The 16,778-nt window shown below is 47.8% G+C and carries 12 protein-coding genes; 7 read left to right on the top strand and 5 right to left on the bottom strand.

Annotated elements, in window-relative coordinates:
• The coding region (locus BMW71_RS24165; protein ID WP_143057554.1) for an integrase core domain-containing protein at positions 1-156 on the top strand (156 nt) is incomplete at its 5' end.
• A 1,483-nt stretch (positions 157-1,639) separates the two neighbouring features.
• Here the strand turns inward: BMW71_RS24165 and BMW71_RS22990 are convergent.
• From BMW71_RS22990 to BMW71_RS22975, 4 genes are all read right to left on the bottom strand, one after another.
• Positions 1,640-2,245 (bottom strand): Uma2 family endonuclease, encoded by a 606-nt coding sequence (locus BMW71_RS22990; RefSeq protein ID WP_092178885.1) that lies wholly within the window; start codon positions 2,243-2,245, stop codon positions 1,640-1,642.
• 322 nt (positions 2,246-2,567) lie between these two features.
• Positions 2,568-2,915, bottom strand: coding sequence for a HepT-like ribonuclease domain-containing protein (locus tag BMW71_RS22985; RefSeq protein WP_092178884.1), 348 nt, complete (start codon positions 2,913-2,915; stop codon positions 2,568-2,570).
• Positions 2,905-3,492 (bottom strand): XRE family transcriptional regulator, encoded by a 588-nt coding sequence (locus BMW71_RS23825; RefSeq protein ID WP_177179747.1) that lies wholly within the window; start codon positions 3,490-3,492, stop codon positions 2,905-2,907. Before BMW71_RS23825 ends, BMW71_RS22985 begins: the two co-directional genes overlap by 11 nt.
• A 414-nt stretch (positions 3,493-3,906) precedes the next feature.
• Positions 3,907-4,533 (bottom strand): DUF4143 domain-containing protein, encoded by a 627-nt coding sequence (locus tag BMW71_RS22975; RefSeq protein WP_262485688.1) that lies wholly within the window; start codon positions 4,531-4,533, stop codon positions 3,907-3,909.
• Positions 4,534-4,946: 413 nt separating this feature from the next.
• Here BMW71_RS22975 and BMW71_RS22970 point away from each other — a divergent pair, with 413 nt between their 5' ends.
• Together BMW71_RS22970 and BMW71_RS22965 are read left to right on the top strand one after the other, a co-directional pair.
• Positions 4,947-5,384 carry a PH domain-containing protein gene (locus BMW71_RS22970; protein WP_177179746.1) on the top strand — a complete coding sequence of 146 codons (438 nt, stop codon included), beginning with the start codon at positions 4,947-4,949 and terminating at the stop codon, positions 5,382-5,384.
• A 262-nt stretch (positions 5,385-5,646) separates the two neighbouring features.
• A complete protein-coding gene (locus BMW71_RS22965) occupies positions 5,647-6,810 on the top strand; it encodes a hypothetical protein (protein ID WP_143057741.1) in 1,164 nt (387 codons plus the stop codon).
• 271 nt (positions 6,811-7,081) lie between these two features.
• On the opposite strand, the gene BMW71_RS22960 is transcribed toward BMW71_RS22965, so the two are convergent.
• The gene (locus tag BMW71_RS22960; RefSeq protein ID WP_092178880.1) at positions 7,082-7,696 is read right to left on the bottom strand and encodes a Uma2 family endonuclease; all 615 of its coding nucleotides are present in this window, start codon (positions 7,694-7,696) and stop codon (positions 7,082-7,084) included.
• A 593-nt stretch (positions 7,697-8,289) separates the two neighbouring features.
• Here BMW71_RS22960 and BMW71_RS22955 point away from each other — a divergent pair.
• The 4 genes from BMW71_RS22955 (at position 8,290) to BMW71_RS22940 (ending at position 16,738) form a co-directional block, all read left to right on the top strand.
• Complete coding sequence (locus BMW71_RS22955; RefSeq protein WP_092178879.1) at positions 8,290-9,030, top strand: DUF6250 domain-containing protein; 741 nt, start codon at positions 8,290-8,292, stop codon at positions 9,028-9,030.
• An 80-nt stretch (positions 9,031-9,110) separates the two neighbouring features.
• Positions 9,111-10,529 carry a sulfatase gene (locus tag BMW71_RS22950; protein WP_092178890.1) on the top strand — a complete coding sequence of 473 codons (1,419 nt, stop codon included), beginning with the start codon at positions 9,111-9,113 and terminating at the stop codon, positions 10,527-10,529.
• Positions 10,526-13,012, top strand: coding sequence for an endo-acting ulvan lysase-like protein (locus tag BMW71_RS22945; protein WP_092178878.1), 2,487 nt, complete (start codon positions 10,526-10,528; stop codon positions 13,010-13,012). The genes BMW71_RS22950 and BMW71_RS22945 overlap by 4 nt, the downstream gene beginning before the upstream one ends.
• A gap of 228 nt (positions 13,013-13,240) precedes the next feature.
• Positions 13,241-16,738: a family 78 glycoside hydrolase catalytic domain gene (locus BMW71_RS22940; protein ID WP_092178877.1), complete on the top strand. Its 3,498-nt coding sequence runs from the start codon at positions 13,241-13,243 to the stop codon at positions 16,736-16,738.
• Positions 16,739-16,778 lie beyond the last annotated feature (40 nt).

Genomic DNA, 16,778 nt, shown 5'->3' with positions numbered 1-16,778 from the left:
TTCAACAGGACCTTCCGTGAGGACGTACTGGATGCCTGCTTGTTTACATCCCTTGAACAGGCGCAGCAAATGACAGACGAATGGGTAGCAGAATACAATGGGCACAGACCACATCAGGCACTGGGATACCAAACGCCAACCGACTATGCCGCATAGGGTTTTCTACAGGGATCAAGCTCCCAAAATGGTTACAAAAAAAGGCTGCCAACCAGGCAGCCTAAGAAACCATTTCGGTCGGCCGATCTTATCCCTGGTAGGTTGCTCCCCAGCAGAGCCTACGTCCGTTTCAGACCGACATGGTAAAATTCAAAACAAAAAACTACATTTACAACCTGTCAAAACTCCCAGCCATTTACCCTATTTAGCCGGGAAAGGGTGGGGAAACTTTTGGAAATATTGTTGGAGGACGTCTCACGAAAACTAGTCGCAATCAAGGAAGGAAGGAAATTTTCAAGGAAAGGTCTTGGCAAATTTACCCGAATAAGTCAACACTATAAATAATCAGGAGGTAGGCAAGGCAGAAAATTACATATCGACCAGAATAAAAACACCTTAAAACAAGGGATGGGAGAGGTATGCATTAAGCATACAAAGGATTCAACTCAGCCTTTTCCAAAAACCAAAATCCTGTTTTTAGACACTGATTAACTCAACAATTTGCTTAACTTAATAGCATTGACTTCCTACGCATTGGCAATAGAAATAACTGCACCCGTCAGATCCCCCATAAATCGTTGTCATTTGGTTTCTCTGTAGCACATCTTCAGCTGCAAGCCTTAATATATCTAAATTTAATTTTTTTATTTTTCTGTTGTTTAAATTTGAGTATTTATTTTATGAATTCTGTATACAATTTGGAATTATGTTCATTTATTGTTATAATTATTTTGGGAGCAAGTAGATAGTTTAATTCTCCTAAAAATAAAGGGTTCCCTAGTCGGGATTATGAATTTCCATTCATTCGTTTTAAACGCAATCACCTCCCCCATCGCAATATGTATTTATTGCCTCCGTTTCTTCAGCCTCTGAACAGTAATAACCCTGCCAAGCTCCAACGTGTAAATTGCATGTGCAATAGACATATTGACATCCATCAGAACCCCCATAAATCCCAGCCAGTTGGCTTCGTTGCAACACATCCTCTGCTGCCAGCTTTAACTTTTCTAAATTCAACTTTTTCATTTTTCTTTTGATTAATGAATTTTATTGTTTTCCCGGACCAGCTAAGGACACCCGGGATTTGTGCCCAATCATCGCGATAGAATACCAGTATTTACCACCTAATTTGTGATTGTCCTTTTAGTTCTTTTATGAAACATTTCTTTGATAAAGCAATTTTTCAACAATTTTAGGATCTTATCAGAGTTGTGGACCCGATTATTCATGCGGTTCAATTAGTTTAGTAGTTGGTAGATTACCTGAAAAGGCAGTATCTATCTGTACTTTTGGTTTTATTTCTTTCCAATCTAAAGGAAAAAATTTAAAAATAGAATTGAATAATTGTACTTCCCGTGAACTGACCTGTATTTCCCGTGAACGGGCAGTTTTATCCCGTGAGGAACGTGATTGTCAGGAATGATGTGATGATTCGATGGTTCGATGATCTGCTGATGAGGCTTCTATAGTCCAAAAGGCCAAACTATAATCCTCCAAACACATGATCCAGCTCCAGCTCAAATCCAGGCAGGGCTTCAGAAATTACCCTGTCACCCAAGGTGAATAAACGGGAGGCGCGGTATTTCCGCTCATCCAGGGTATAAATAAGAAGCGTTCGCTCATCCGGATGGATGACCCAGTATTCTTTCACTCCCGAAGCCTCATACACTTCGTATTTCAACTTCAAGTCTTTTCGATTATTGCCGGGAGAAAGTATTTCTATGATCAAGTCTGGTGCACCAAGACAGCCACGTTCGTCTATTTTCTCTGCATCACATACGACACATAAGTCTGGTTGGACCACCGTATCGATATATTCATTCTTTTTGGAAGCCACCGGCAGTCGTACATCAAAAGGTGCTGAGAATACTTCACAAGACTTACCCTGTAGGAAATCGTACAGCGAGTAGAAAATTTTTCCGGAAATCCGTTGGTGTATCACTCCTGGTGCGGCTGCCTGTCGAAACACCTTTCCACGGATCAGTTCTACCATTTCATCCATCTCCCAGGTAAGATAATCCGCATATGTGTAGGAGCCGTAAGCAAAGTCAGGTTCTTTGGCTAGGTTTTTTTCAGGTTGCGTTTCCATAGGGCTAACAAAACACGTGAATGATTGATAAAAATAATAAAAACCTATCAATTCTGCGAGAAATACCTATCGGTAACGGAAACATGGACTGGAGGCCTGGAGTTCGATACAAGACCCCAAAAGGCTACCTGGGTACTTTGCTGCCCAAGTCACTATAATCTGACGAAATCTAAACAACCCTTTTCCTACCCGTCCTATCAAATTGCCGTAAAAGAAACACAGAATATCCCTATTTTTGTCAGCTTCCAAAGCGTTTCCGGCCCTTTAACCCTTAACCACCACCATGGCTACCGCAAACGAGTACAATCCGGCATACGAAAAGTCAAAACTCCGATTGTAAAATTACGGAAACAATTGATTTTAAATGGGGTAAGTCTTTTTGGATAATTTCCCAAACGGCTGTCATTTTGATGTTGAAATAGTCGTGAGCGATCATATTTCTAAAGGACTTAACCTTATACCATGGATAGTCATATTTAACCAATTTTTCGTTTTCCACGTAGTCGATTGACTCCCCGATAATAATAAATTGCATCAATACAGCATCCTGAACAAGCCCGTTTTTGCAGAAAGCAATCCGATCCAACCCTTCTACATATCGGTCGATGGTAATTATGGCCTTAAGGATTTGCGCTAATCTCCTCTGGCTATCCCAATGCTTATCTTTCATATATCAATTTTAGGTCCTTTTTTACCTGCTCAAAAATATAAGGTTTAAATGAATCGATAAATCCTATATCCACCTTGCGGTCGATGGTTTTTTCCAAGGCATATTGGATATCCACCAGATCAAAATAGGAGAAAGTGGGATCAGCTTGAACCGCAATGTCCACATCGCTTTTCGGCCCATCTTCTTGCCTGGCAAATGATCCATATATCCAGGCCTTTTTTACCTGCTTGAATTTGCTGATTCCATTTTGTATTTTTCTCAGAATCCGATCCCTGTCAATTTTCTGAAATGCGGCATAAGCTGCCCTTTCTTCAGCCATTTGCAATGCTTCCAAAGCGAGCTCTTCATAACCAAGCTCATACGTTATTTTGTCTGCTAACCAGGCCAGCAATAAATCTTTTTCGGAAATTTGAAAATAAGCAGCCAGTCTGACTACCAGCCCCCGCTTTGGTCTTCGGAGTCCGCGTTCGATCTTACTCAAAATAGCCTGGTCAATACCGAGATGATCAGCCACTGTCCGAAGTGGAAGTTCCCTTTCATTCCTTAATTCCCTGATGGTTTCTCCCAGACTACGCATACAATTTTTGGATTTTGGATACTTAAAATTTGACAAAATTTGTCAAAAAAGCAAAGAGTGATTTGAAAAAAACAAAGGTTCCTAGTAATTATCTGCATTTTATTGGTAAATCGTGCTGTTCGGAATTTGCAATTCCGAACCCGGATTAGCAGGATTTATAATCCTGATTACGTTATTTCAAACGATTACATGGTTTTACGAAAAAATAACTAAATTTCATTTACGTTTAGCGATTTCAAATGGCCTTTTGGAATATGGTTTTCCAAAATGTATTGTCGTAAATATCTGGGAGAAAATGCAAATTTCACCCAGCACAAATTGATCATCTGATTATATGATGGTACAATGGTTTGATGAATGATTGGCTGATAAATTGATTTGCTAATGTGCAAATGGTTCGATTTCGGATTTGTCCTAATTTTTTTCCCTAATCATTTTCAAAAATGCCACCAATCCTATTACTTCAATACCGCCTTTCATAGGGAATTGGTCGGAACCGGAATAAATCACAAGCTTTCTTGTGGCTTGGATGTCTTCACAAGCATGGTAAAATCCTGAACTCAAGGTTGGGGAAACCGATTTTTTTATTTTTATCGCCCAAACCTCCCGGGCAGGTCCTTCCAAAACCAAGTCTATTTCACTTTGATTGCTTGATCGATAATAGCTGCTGACCCAATCGGGGGTCAGGAGCGTACTGATATTTTCTATAACAAACCCTTCCCAGCTAGCGCCAACCAAGGGGTGTCCCATCAATTGTTCGAAACTGGGGATCGTTAATAGACTGTGTAACAAACCCGTATCCCGAATATAAATCTTCGGGGACTTGACCAATCTTTTTCTGGTATTCCCAGACCAGGGCTGCAACTGCCTCACCATAAAGAAATCCTGAAGAATGTCCAAATACGTCCGAATGGTGGTGTGACTGACTTCCAGACTTTTAGCTATTTCGCTAAGCACGGCTTGTTGGCCATGGTAATGCGCCAGCATGGACCAAAATCGTTTCATGCGGGTAGCTGAAACCTGGGCTCCAAATAAGGGTATGTCCCGTTCTACGTAGGTAGTGATAAAATCGTATCTCCAATCCCAACTGTCACTATCCGTTTCGGCCAGATAGCTATCTGGAAACCCACCTCTAAACCAGAGTTTCTCATAGTTGAATCCCGAAGGATCATTGTTACTTAAATTCAGTAGGTTTTTATAAAATTAACCAGAAAGTATGTAATTTGAAAGTTTTACTTTCAAATTACATAAAATTAAACAGTAAACCTTAACCACCTCTTTTCCTACTCAAAGCAATTCCAATGACAAAAAATCAGGTCTGAACAATCCAAAACCCTCCCGACCCTTTAGCCCTGAGAGTGTTGGATTACATTGAAAATTACCTTGATATTTTTAAATAATCTCAAATCTTCGCTATTTTTAGTAGTGAAAATGACGGGATGCAGCCGCTTAAAATGAAAACGTACAAAGCAAAAAAAGGACGCCTGGTGCAGGGGATACTGCTTGTCCTACTGGTATTGCCACTGGCATACGGTTTTTTAGGTACCAAACCGATGAAGGAAAAGCTGCGAAGGGTCATCCCCCTGGCCGCTCCGGCCTTATTTATTATTTGGCCGTATGTTGCCACCCGGTATCAGATCCGGGGTCATAGCTTTTACTACAAGTCAGGCTATATCAAGGGAGAAATTGACATAGGTAGCATCCGGACCATACATAAAGGCAAAACCCGCTGGGTGGGAGTGAAGCCTGCATTGGCTACCGGAGGCTTGATCGTGGAATACAACCGATATGACGACGTATACATAGCTCCGGAAGACAGCGAATCCCTGATCGCCGACCTGCTCGCCATCAACCCCAACATCCAGGTGATCCCACGCGGGAGAGATACCTAAGGGGCATAAAAAAGTGTTGAGCATATCGAAATCCAGGAACATACTTGCAAATTTTGGAAAAGTTAAATCCCCCTTTTTACCTTAGATTTTAGTTACACTACCCGAAAGCGCTAGCGGTCCACTAGTGCATGTAAATCTAATGGACAGTTAACCAACTAAAACTGAATAGGTGCCATTTAAACGGACTGAAAAAAATTCCCCTAACAGCAGCAAGTAGGAAGCTTTGCTTTGTTTTTTAAAACCAATAGTTTTACTTTTAATCATGTCGAATCTTCGCATAGTCCTAATAACACTACTAGCAACTTGCCTGCTTTCCTGTTCCCGCTCCCAAAAGGAAACTACCCATTCCCCCAGCTATTCCCTTCTATTGGTAGACTCCGTTCGCATCGACTATATGGGCAGCCTGGAACTAAAGGATTACGATCGGCAAACCAACCGCTACCTTGCCTATAACCAACAGGAAAAGGAAGTCTTAATTTTTGATACCTCAGGGGCTATCCAACACACGTTTATCCTCCAAGACGACGGTCCGGAGGCCATCAGCGGCTATGGGTTGAACCCCAGGTTCTCCGCAGGAAACATCTGCATCTTTGGCGATAAAATCTACACCCTGAGCCGAGAGGGAAAGGTATTGAACCGGACGGAGATACCCTATCCCTATTTTTGGATCGTGGGGGGCGCGCATGTAGCAGCCTCTTCGCTGGGGGATAAATTGCTGTACTACAAACCGGAACCGGCGGAAGAGGGGCAGGACCGGCAGGCAGCCTACCAACGCATGTTGGGCGGAGGACCCATGATGGAGGTGCTGGATACGATCAGCGGCGAATATTATCCTACCATGCATTTTCCGGAAACCGATGCCTTTGAAGAAGGGCTCTTTTACGGGTATCCTACGCCACTTATTCAAAATAGCGGCTCCCAGTGGTTCCTTTCGGTCACCAATGCCCTGGAGTTTCATGTTTATAGCGAAAAGGAACAACAGTTGCTCTTTGAGCAGACGGTAAAAATTCCGGCGAAGAACGCCTTCACGGACCAGCCGGTGCCATTGGAGCAGATGGATTCCTTCTTTGAAAAAAACGGACTGGTGTATCGTATCCCCCAGATCCACCGGTTTTTACCCCTGAAGGATCATTTTATCGCCTTTTACAGCAAGGGGGTTTCTCCCGAAACGAAAGCGGCTTATGATGTGTCGGATCCTGCGCAGCGGCGGGAATTGGTTTACTCCTTTCCCATGGAATTCGCCGTTTTTGATTCGGAGTTTGGCCTGCGCGCAGTGGACCTACCCATTCCGAAAAGCATCGTTCCTTTTACAGCCCTGGTGGACAAGGAAGGCCAAATCGTGGCTCTAAAAGACCAGGAACAGGCAGGTGTGGAAGAGGATTTTCATACCTTGTATCAATACAGCTTGGATTTTGGGGAAGAGTAAAAAATTTATCATTTTATAGGTAGTGACATCAACTTCTTTTTCGGAGTGCATGCGAAAAAACCTTCGAGGTCCCGAAGCCCCAAAAGGTTATAGCCATTGACCTTTGGGGTTTTTCGAACCCCGAAGATCTTTCCTGGTACGTTTCCGAAAAAAACCTTCGAGGTCTCAAAGACCTCAAAGGTTTTAGATATTGACCTTTGGGTTTTCCCAACCCCGAAACTTTTTTCTTATAGCGTGCGAAAAACCCTCGAGGTCCCGAAGACCTCAAGGGTTATTTGCCTTCCGAACTTTCAAATAAGTCTGAAATAGTTAATTTAAAACCTGTAATTACCTGAGAATGGACCAGATCTCCATGGGTGAGTAAGCGGCTGGGCTGATAGGCACCATTAATTAGCCGGTAGACCAATAAAGTCTGTTCATCTGGATGAATGATCCAGTATTCTTTAACCCCACTTTTTTCGTAAACGTCATATTTTTGCTTGAGCTCTTTCTGGTTATTGCCTGGAGATAGGATTTCCACCACCAGGTCGGGTGCACCCAAACAGCCCCTTTCGTCCAATTTGCTGCGGTCGCAAACCACGCAAATATCCGGTTGTACCACGGTATCTATTTTTTCAGGCAGGTTGGAGTCCTCAGGAAGACGAACATCAAATGGGGCAATAAACACCTTGCAGGGATGTTGATCCAGATGGTCAGCAAATATCCTGGCCATTTCCAGCAAAAGTTCCTGATGGATCCTTCGCGGTGCAGCAGCTGCCCGGAATACTTTTCCCTTGATCAATTCCACCATTTCATCCATCTGCCATTGGAGATAGTCCAAATAGGTATAATGGCCATAAGAAGTGAATGGCTCTTCCGATTGGTCAGATTTTTCATGGGGGATCATAACAGAAAATTACAAATAATATTTCAGAATTACAGGTTGATAGGCAGGTGATTCATGGAAAACTATACAATCAAGTTGATGTGCTGATGATGTGATAATTTGATGATGTGGTGATGTGCTATTTTTTTTCCGACATCAATTTCAAAAGCTCAACGAATCTCCATATTTCTAGGGAAGAGACTTTTCCTCCTAAATTCGGTAGGGATTTAGAAGTGAGTTTTAAAATGTAAAGTGCAGTGTTACTGAATATTTGCGAAAAAAATCCCCCAACCCTCTTAAGAGAAAGGGGGATTTTGTTTACGGAGGGATTTACGTTTACATTCCTGGTTTATATTGTCCCTGGACCTGGTGGTTTTCATTGACTTATTCCGATAAACTCATTTCCAATTCGGAAAGATTATCAAAGCTTCATCCTGTGGATGACAAAATATTTGGTATTTTGGTCGGCGTAAGTCAAAATCCTTATTGCCCAAAACACCCATCCCCTATGGACCAATCGGGTGGGCTACATGGATTTTGAGAAAACGAGCGACTCGGTGGCAGCAGATATTGCTATTGCCAAACAGGAACAGCAGCTATAACAACAATACGCAATGAAACTGATTGTACGTTTATTACCCCTGCTCATCAGCTTACCATTCAGCTTGGTTGCTCAGGATTCTGGCCATGTCACATTGAATGACTCCCTGGTTTTGAAGCCTTCTTTGATTTATTCGGAAGCATTCAATGACCTAAACGCTTGGAAAACCGAACAACAACCCGGAGGAACGGTTGTTTTAAACGGGGGTAGAATGGAAATCGAAGACAAAGCGGGCTGTACCGTATGGTTTGAACAACCGTTGCAGCAACCTGTTATGATCGAGTTTACCGCTACGGTGATTGATGAAGGAGGGCCGCAGGACCGGGTCTCGGACTTAAACTGTTTCTGGCTGGCCAGCGATCCCTGGCGCGGGGATTTTTTCGGGGATGCGCATCCCCACAGAGCGGGTAAATTCAGTCAGTACGATAGCTTACAGCTCTATTACGTGGGACTTGGCGGTCATAACAACACCAAGACGAGGTTTCGCAGGTATGCTGGAAATGGGCAAAAGCCGCTACTCCCGGAGCACGATCTTTCGGATGAAGCCTACCTGATCGTCCCGAATGTACCCAACCGGATACGCATTATCGTCTACACTACTACGATCCAATACTGGAGAAATGAACAACTGATTTTTAATGTATACGATGCGTCACCGTATGATTCCGGCTATTTTGCCTTTCGAACGGTGAATAATCACCTTTTTATTGATGATTTTAACGTGTATGACCTTTCAAAAATGGATGTTCCGTAGTACCAAAAAAGAAAAAAAAAGTGGATAGTTTTAACACTTAGGAAAAAATGATCGAAAACAATCTTTTATATCGTGCAAAAATGAAAAAATATATCACTGGGGCCTTCCTACTGGTTGGCGTTTTCCTGATTTCCTGTTCGGAAAAGCAACAAGAAACGGAAACGAGGCAACCCAATATCCTCTTTATTGCCGTGGATGATTTGCGGCCCGAACTCAATTTTTATGGGGAAGGGCACATTCATTCCCCCCACCTCGATCGGCTGGCCAGCCAAAGCCTGGTATTCGATCGGGCCTATTGCAACGTGCCGGTCTGCGGGGCATCCCGGGCCAGCTTGCTGACCGGGGCCAGGCCCACCCGCCACCGGTACCTGGATTTTAAGACCCTGAAGGATGCGGACTACCCGGAGGCAGAATCCCTGCCTATGCGCTTCAAAAATAACGGCTATACGACCATTTCTAATGGGAAAGTGTACCACCATGCCAAAGACGATTCCCTGGCCTGGGACGAGCAATGGCAGCCGTCGGGAAAATATACCTATGCGACCGATGCCTACCGGGAAATTCGGGCAAGCACGTACCGCGGCATGCCTATGGAAAACGCCGATGTACCGGATTCCGCGTACAGGGACGGTAAGTTGGCGCTAAAAGCCATTCGTGATTTGAACAAACTCAAAGAAGGAAACAAGCCTTTCTTTCTGGCGCTGGGTTTTTACAAACCCCACCTACCCTTTACCGCACCCAAAAAATATTGGGATGCCTACCGACGGGAGGACATAGCGCTTCCCGAAAATTACCGGCAGCCGGAAACTACGCCCCGCAAAGCCTATCATAACTTTGGTGAGCTCAGAAATTACGAGACCATTCCCAAGAAAGGTGATTTGCCGGAAGCACAGGCAAAGGAATTGATCCATGGATATTATGCCTGCGTCAGCTATACCGATGCCCAAATCGGCCTGGTTCTGGAAGAACTGGAGCGGCTGGGCCTGGCAGAAAACACCATCGTGGTACTTTGGGGAGATCATGGCTGGAATCTGGGTGACCACAAGCTTTGGTGCAAACACGCCAATTTTAATTCCTCCCTCCGGGTTCCCATGCTGGTGAAAGTCCCGGGGAAAACCAATGGGCAGCACACCCATTTCATCACCGAGACCATCGACCTGTATCCCAGCCTATGTGAGCTCGCAGGCATCGAAAAACCTGCGCACCTGGAAGGTGACAGCTTCGTTTCCCTGATCGAAACCGGAAAACGGGAAAAGGACCATGCGGTGGTCAAGTTTCACGATGGAGTCACGCTGATATCCGGCTCGTTCCAGTATACCGAATGGACCGATGATCGAGGGGTAGCCTACGAACGCATGCTGTTTGACCAAGCCTCCGATCCGTTGCAGCTAGATAACCTGGCCGAAAAGGAAGCGTACCAAAGCAAGGTAGCCGAATTGTCCCGGGAACTGCGGGAGCGATGGGGATCGGATTTCCTGACTAAAAGAGATCAACCATGAACAGGTCGAGGTGGTGGCTGGTTCCGATGTTGGTCTGCCTCTGCGGCACGCTTCCCGCGCAGCAAAAGCAGCGACCATTCATCTGGGTGCGTGCACAGGACAGAATGGCCATTCTGGAGAAAGTTGAGAAGCAGTCCTGGGCCAACGAAATTTATACGGAATTTATCGGTCAACTGGACAAGACTATCCAAATCCATGAATCCGACCCCGTGCAGTTCCTCGGCGAATTGCCTTTCGATTGGGAGAAGGGAACAGGCGACCAAATTCCGCCCTTTCATCGGACGTACCACATCGAAGACGGAATACATAAAAACCTGGACAATGCCACAGAAGCCGAAATGGCCCATGCCAGAACCCTAATCCGCTACCTGCAAGTAGCGGTGGACTGCGGCATCGCGTATTACCTGACCGAAGAAGAAAAATACGCCCAATGCGCCGCAGATATACTGTACGTTTTTGTAACGGCCGTGCGCCAATCACCGGTGTCGGAATGGCGGGGACGCGGGGGCTGGCTTTTTCCGGACGATGGATTCCGGGAGGTTCGGGAGATCGGGTACAAGGTACCCCTGGTGTACGATTTTATCGCCGACTACCTCAAAGATGGCGGAAAACCCTTTGATCCGGTGAAAAACTCGAAAACCGAATTTCCAGTTGCAGCCGCGCAGGAAGTATTCCGTACCTATGCAGCGCTGAGCATACACTATGGGCAGACCGGGTCGAATCACCCCATTCTGGAAGCTCCCAATTTGGTCTACAATGCCCTGGCCATGGAGAACGAGCAGGAGCGGGACCGGTTGCTGGCCTATTTTCTAACCGAAAATACCGAGAATCAGGATGCATTATCGGAAATGGCAAAAATGTATAAGAAAAAGGGAGACCTCTGGCCCGAAACCTCCCAATACCTGAATGCCGCCGCTTCCATTTTGACACGGCTCATGCTGGTCGTCAACCGCTACGATCCCACAAATAGGCTGGGACAACGGTACGCGCCCATCTTGTATTCCTTGCCGGCATTGGATTACCTGGTGTATCCAAACGGGCAACTGATTCGCTGGGGGGATGGAAAGCGAACCGGAACGCCTCCCTACAGCAGCTACGAAGAAGCCTACCTCCTGGGGGCCATGGACGGTTCGGAGGAAATCACCCGAGAATTTGCTTCCTTATTGGTCAGCGCCATGCAGGAGGGTGCTTACCATCGGTCCGGAATATTGGCCGTCCTCTGGTACGCGCAGGAATACAGTGGCGAGGGAGAAGAATTGGTATTGCCCAGAACGGATAAAGTGGACCACGCCGGCATCTTTCTCCAACGCAACGAAAGTGACACCGGAAACCCCGAAGACGGGCTGATGGCTTTTGTGGGAGGAGCCCACATGGTACACGGGCACGCGGAAGGGATGAACATCGAGCTGTACGGTAGGGGCGAGGTGCTGGGTGTGGACAACGGCCGGGGCCGGTACCAACAAGACATTCACGAGAATTACTCCCGCCTGTTTGCTGCCCACAATACCGTAATCGTCAACGGAAATTCCCGGAGTGAGGGCGGCTGGGTAAACCTGGGCATCAACACCGTTACCCAAATAGCCATGGAACCGCAGCCCTGGGAAAAGGCCCTTTCTCCCGATCATTCCTTCTCCATTACCCGTTTTGTCGACGACAAAGGCGAGCTGGCTAAGGCCGTTCAGGAACGTACCCTGGCGGTGATTCGCACTTCGGATACCAGCGGGTATTACGTGGATGTGTTTCGCTCCCGTTCCGAATTACCGGAGCAGTACCACGATTACCTGTACCACAATATCGGCGATAGCCTGGTGTTTCTAAACGACGAGCTGACCTTGATACCCACGCCAGATCGCTACACCGCCAACGCTGCTTTGCCCTGGATACAAAATCGGCAGTACCGGCACCCGGGTTGGCATTTTTTTGATGCGGTCCAAACGGCAGAAAATTACCAGAAAGGCGTCCGGGCCAGGTTTGTTGCAGAGAAATTCGATCAACCCATCTACATGGACCTGCACATCCCCCCACAGGACGGCCGGTCCTATACCAAGGTGCTCGCTCCACCCACGTTCGAAGCGCCGGATCCCTACGAAAACCAGGCCACGCCAACGCTGCTGATCCGCCAGCAGGGGGAAGCCTGGCACCAACCTTTTGCACTGGTTTTTGAACCATTTGGAGGACCCGCTGCAACCCCCAGCTTGCAGTCCGTAGAAAAGCTAACGCAGGACGGTGCATTTGCTGGCTTTTTCATTCGTAGTAGGGTGGCAGCGCAGGAACGCCTGCAGTATGTGCTGATACCCATGCCCGGAAAAGGATACCGGGACAAGGGTCAGGGCATTTCGTTTACCGGATCTTTTGCTGTCATTACCACTGATAGTGACGGTATGCTGCAATCGATCTATATTGGGGAAGGGGAGGAGTTGAGGTACGGTGCCCAGGTCATTCGTCCAGCTTTCGGTAAAAAATCCGTATACCGGCGGTACTAAATGCAAGCACATGTCGTCCGAGCAGGGAGTTAAAGCAGTCACATTCCTTTTGGGGGGATTTGCCCAAAAATACAGCTATTCGGTAGGATCCCTGCTGCGGGTTTTTTGTTGGGATTTTTCTAAAGCAGTCCCAAAAATCAGCCCGGGGCTGGATATTTTCTCAAAAAGAGGTATCTTTCCTATTCTTTTTTCGAACAGACAATCACCAAATACAAAATAACCAGATACATGCATAGACCCATGCTCGTCCTGTTGTTTTTCCTGGCCATCGGCCGGATACACAGCCAGGCACAATCCAATTCCAAGCCCAATATCATCTTTATCCTGACCGACGATCAGCGTTGGGATGCCCTGGGGCATGCCGGTAATCAGTTGATTCACACCCCGGAAATGGACCGGCTGGCAGCCGAGGGAGCCTATTTCAAAAATGCCATGGTCACCACACCCATCTGTGCAGCCAGTCGGGCCACCATTTTCACCGGCCTGTACGAACGCAGCCATGCCTACACCTTTCAAACCGGCCCTATTCGGGAAGCATACATGGAAACCGCCTACCCCAAGCTGTTAAAGGAAGCCGGATACCGTGTCGGTTTTTTCGGAAAATTCGGCGTAAACCACAAGGACCTGGCCGGGCAGTTTGACGAATACGAATCCTACGATCGGAACGGACAATTTAAAGACCGCCGGGGGTATTTTTACAAAACCATCGGCAGCGATACCGTCCACCTGACCCGATACACGGGGCAGCAGGCGCTGGATTTCATTGAGCAAGCCAATCCGGAGGAACCCTTTTGCCTGTCGCTCTCCTTCAGTGCTCCCCATGCACACGATCCGGCTGAAGACCAGTATTTTTGGCAGCAGGAAGTGGATCCCCTTTTACAGGGCATTACAGTTCCGGAGGCCGACCTTTCGGAAGACCGTTACTTTGAAGCCCAGCCGGAGATTGTCAAGTCCGGCTTCAATCGCTTGCGCTGGACCTGGCGTTACGATAACCCGGAAAAATACCAGCATAGTGTCAAGGGCTATTACCGCATGATTTCCGGTATCGACCGGGAAATCGCCAAAATCAGAAAACAGCTCGCTGACAAAGGATTGGACCAAAACACGGTCATTATCCTGATGGGAGACAACGGGTACTTTTTGGGCGAGCGGCAATTGGCCGGTAAATGGTTGCTGTACGACAACTCCATTCGGGTGCCGCTGATCATTCACGATCCACGGGTGGACAAACCGGTAGAATCGGCCGCATTGGCTGCCAATGTCGACGTGCCGGCTACCATTTTGGATTTGGCTGGGGTCCAGGTACCCAAGGCCTACCAGGGCAAAAGTCTGGTTCCGGTGGTTCAGGGACGGGAGGAACTCGGCCGGGACACAATACTTATCGAGCACCTCTGGGATTTTGTGAACATTCCTCCCAGCGAAGGCCTGCGTACGGCAGACTGGAAATATTTCCGCTACATCAACGACAAGTCCATCGAAGAACTGTACCACCTGGGAACGGATCCCCGGGAAATAAACAATTTGGCCACCGACCCTGCTCATGCCGCTACCTTGCAGGCATTCCGCAAAAAAATGGATGCCATGGGCGAATCGCTTTCTGATGAGACTACGGCTGCCCCGACAAACCTGCACGTGGAGATGCTGCGAAAGCCATCCGGGCTGCCCCTGCGCGACCGAACGCCGGAATTTGGCTGGCAGGTACCCGAGGGACTGGTCTTCCAGACCGCCTATCAGGTGCTGATCAGCAGTACTGAGGAAAAAAGCCGGCAGAATTTGGGCGATGTCTGGGATAGCGAAAAAGTGCCGGGCAAAGCATCGATCAACATTGCCTACGAAGGGCCTGCCCTGGAAGAAAATAAGACCTACTACTGGAAGGTGCGCATTTGGGACGGGGACAACCGTACCGGAAGGTATTCGGCTTCCCAGTCATTTCAGGTAGCCGGCAGGGAGCAAGGCTACCTGACCACGGCGAATCGGTTCATGCAGGAAGACATCCTGCCCGAGACCCTGAAAAAAGTAGGCAACGGGACCTGGCTCGCGGATTTTGGTAAAGCCGCTTTTGCCAACCTGACTTTCCGTTACCAGGCGGATAAACCTGAAACCCTGACGGTTCGTCTGGGCGAGCAGCTGGAAGGAGGTAGGATCAACCGGGACCCGCAGGGCCATATCCGCTTTCAGCAAGTGGAGGTAGCGGTGAGCCCGGAAAAAGACCGGTATGTGCTGCAACTGCCACCCGATGAACGGAATACCGGGCCTGCAGCCGTGGCCCTACCGGATTCCTTCCCTGTGTTGCTTCCCTTTCGCTATGCGGAAATCACCGCAAACAAACAGCCGGAAAGCCTGACCCAAAACGCCTATTTTGGGTATTTTGAGGAAGATCAAAGTAGTTTTAGTAGTTCGGATACCATCCTGAATCAGGTGTGGGACCTGTGCAAGTATTCCATGAAAGGGACTTCCTTTGCGGGGATATACGTGGACGGCGACCGGGAGCGCATCCCCTACGAGGCCGATGCCTACATCAACCAACTCAGCCATTATGCGGTGGATTGGGAATACCCCATTGCGCGCAGGAGCATCGAATACTTTATGGAAAACCCCACCTGGCCCACCGAGTGGCAGCTGCACGTGGCGTTGATGTTTTACGAGGATTACCTGTATACCGGCAATAAAGAATTGATCGAACACTATTACGAGGAGCTCAAGCACAAAACCCTTATGGAACTGGCCCGGGAAGACGGGTTGATCAGTTCGGAGCGTGCCACGCCGGAATTCATGAAAAAGCTGGGCTTTAGCGATCCTGAGGTGCAGATGCGCGACATCGTGGACTGGCCACCGGCACAAAAAGATACGGGTTGGAAGCTGGCCACGGAAGAGGGCGAGCGGGATGGTTTTGTGTTTACGCCCATCAATACTGTCATCAATGCCTTGTACTTCCGCAACCTGCAGATCATGGGCGAATTTGCCCGGATACTGGGCAAGACGGCGGAAGCCATGGAGTACGAGCTGATGGCAGCCAAGGTGAAGAAATCCGTCACCGAGAAGTTGATGGATCCCGAAGCTGGCATTTACCTGGACGGGGAAGGAGCGGGCCATTCCTCCCTGCATGCCAACATGATGCCGCTGGCGTTCAATATGGTTCCAGAGGAACATATCCCCTCGGTAGTGGAATTTATCAAGTCCCGGGGCATGGCCTGTAGTGTGTACGGATCCCAGTACCTGATGGATGGGCTTTACAATGCCGGAGAGGCAGATTATGCGTTGGACCTGATGACAGCTACCCATGACCGGAGCTGGTGGAACATGATTGCCATTGGCTCCACCATGACCCTGGAGGCCTGGGATATGAAGTACAAGCCCAATGCCGACTGGAACCATGCCTGGGGAGCCGTACCCGGGAATATCGTGGCCCGGAAAATGTGGGGCATTGTCCCCAAGACGCCGGGCGCCGTCCTGCTGGAGATCAAGCCCCAACTAGGCCGACTGACCGAGACCTCCATTCGGGTCCCTTTTCTGACCGGTACCGTGGAGGCCGCTTACAAACGGGTCAATAACCGCCTGCAGCGTTACACGTTCGTTTTGCCTGCCAATGTCTCGGCAGAACTTTCGCTGGAATACAGCCCCAACGATGCACTATCCCTCAATGGTGAAAAGGTCAATACGCAGTTTGGTACTCTCCGTCTCTCGCCTGGCCTGAACGAAATTGAGTTGCAGGTGAATTCCTTTTAATGTCCTGGAAAAAGGTACTCGTATGGTTCTTTTGATCAAT

Source organism: Cyclobacterium xiamenense, from assembly GCF_900109255.1.
GTDB classification, from domain to species: Bacteria; Bacteroidota; Bacteroidia; order Cytophagales; family Cyclobacteriaceae; genus Cyclobacterium; species Cyclobacterium xiamenense.
This window is presented reverse-complemented; position numbering and strand designations above follow the sequence as displayed.

What these genes read in the sequence shown, in the direction of transcription:
- BMW71_RS22990 (WP_092178885.1), bottom strand. Translation starts at nt 2,245, where the DNA reads ATGGAAACGCAACCTGAAAAAAACCTAGCCAAAGAACCTGACTTTGCT.
- BMW71_RS22985 (WP_092178884.1), bottom strand. Translation starts at nt 2,915, where the DNA reads ATGAAAGATAAGCATTGGGATAGCCAGAGGAGATTAGCGCAAATCCTT.
- BMW71_RS23825 (WP_177179747.1), bottom strand. Translation starts at nt 3,492, where the DNA reads ATGCGTAGTCTGGGAGAAACCATCAGGGAATTAAGGAATGAAAGGGAA.
- BMW71_RS22970 (WP_177179746.1), top strand. Translation starts at nt 4,947, where the DNA reads ATGAAAACGTACAAAGCAAAAAAAGGACGCCTGGTGCAGGGGATACTG.
- BMW71_RS22965 (WP_143057741.1), top strand. Translation starts at nt 5,647, where the DNA reads ATGTCGAATCTTCGCATAGTCCTAATAACACTACTAGCAACTTGCCTG.
- BMW71_RS22960 (WP_092178880.1), bottom strand. Translation starts at nt 7,696, where the DNA reads ATGATCCCCCATGAAAAATCTGACCAATCGGAAGAGCCATTCACTTCT.
- BMW71_RS22955 (WP_092178879.1), top strand. Translation starts at nt 8,290, where the DNA reads ATGAAACTGATTGTACGTTTATTACCCCTGCTCATCAGCTTACCATTC.
- BMW71_RS22950 (WP_092178890.1), top strand. Translation starts at nt 9,111, where the DNA reads ATGAAAAAATATATCACTGGGGCCTTCCTACTGGTTGGCGTTTTCCTG.
- BMW71_RS22945 (WP_092178878.1), top strand. Translation starts at nt 10,526, where the DNA reads ATGAACAGGTCGAGGTGGTGGCTGGTTCCGATGTTGGTCTGCCTCTGC.
- BMW71_RS22940 (WP_092178877.1), top strand. Translation starts at nt 13,241, where the DNA reads ATGCATAGACCCATGCTCGTCCTGTTGTTTTTCCTGGCCATCGGCCGG.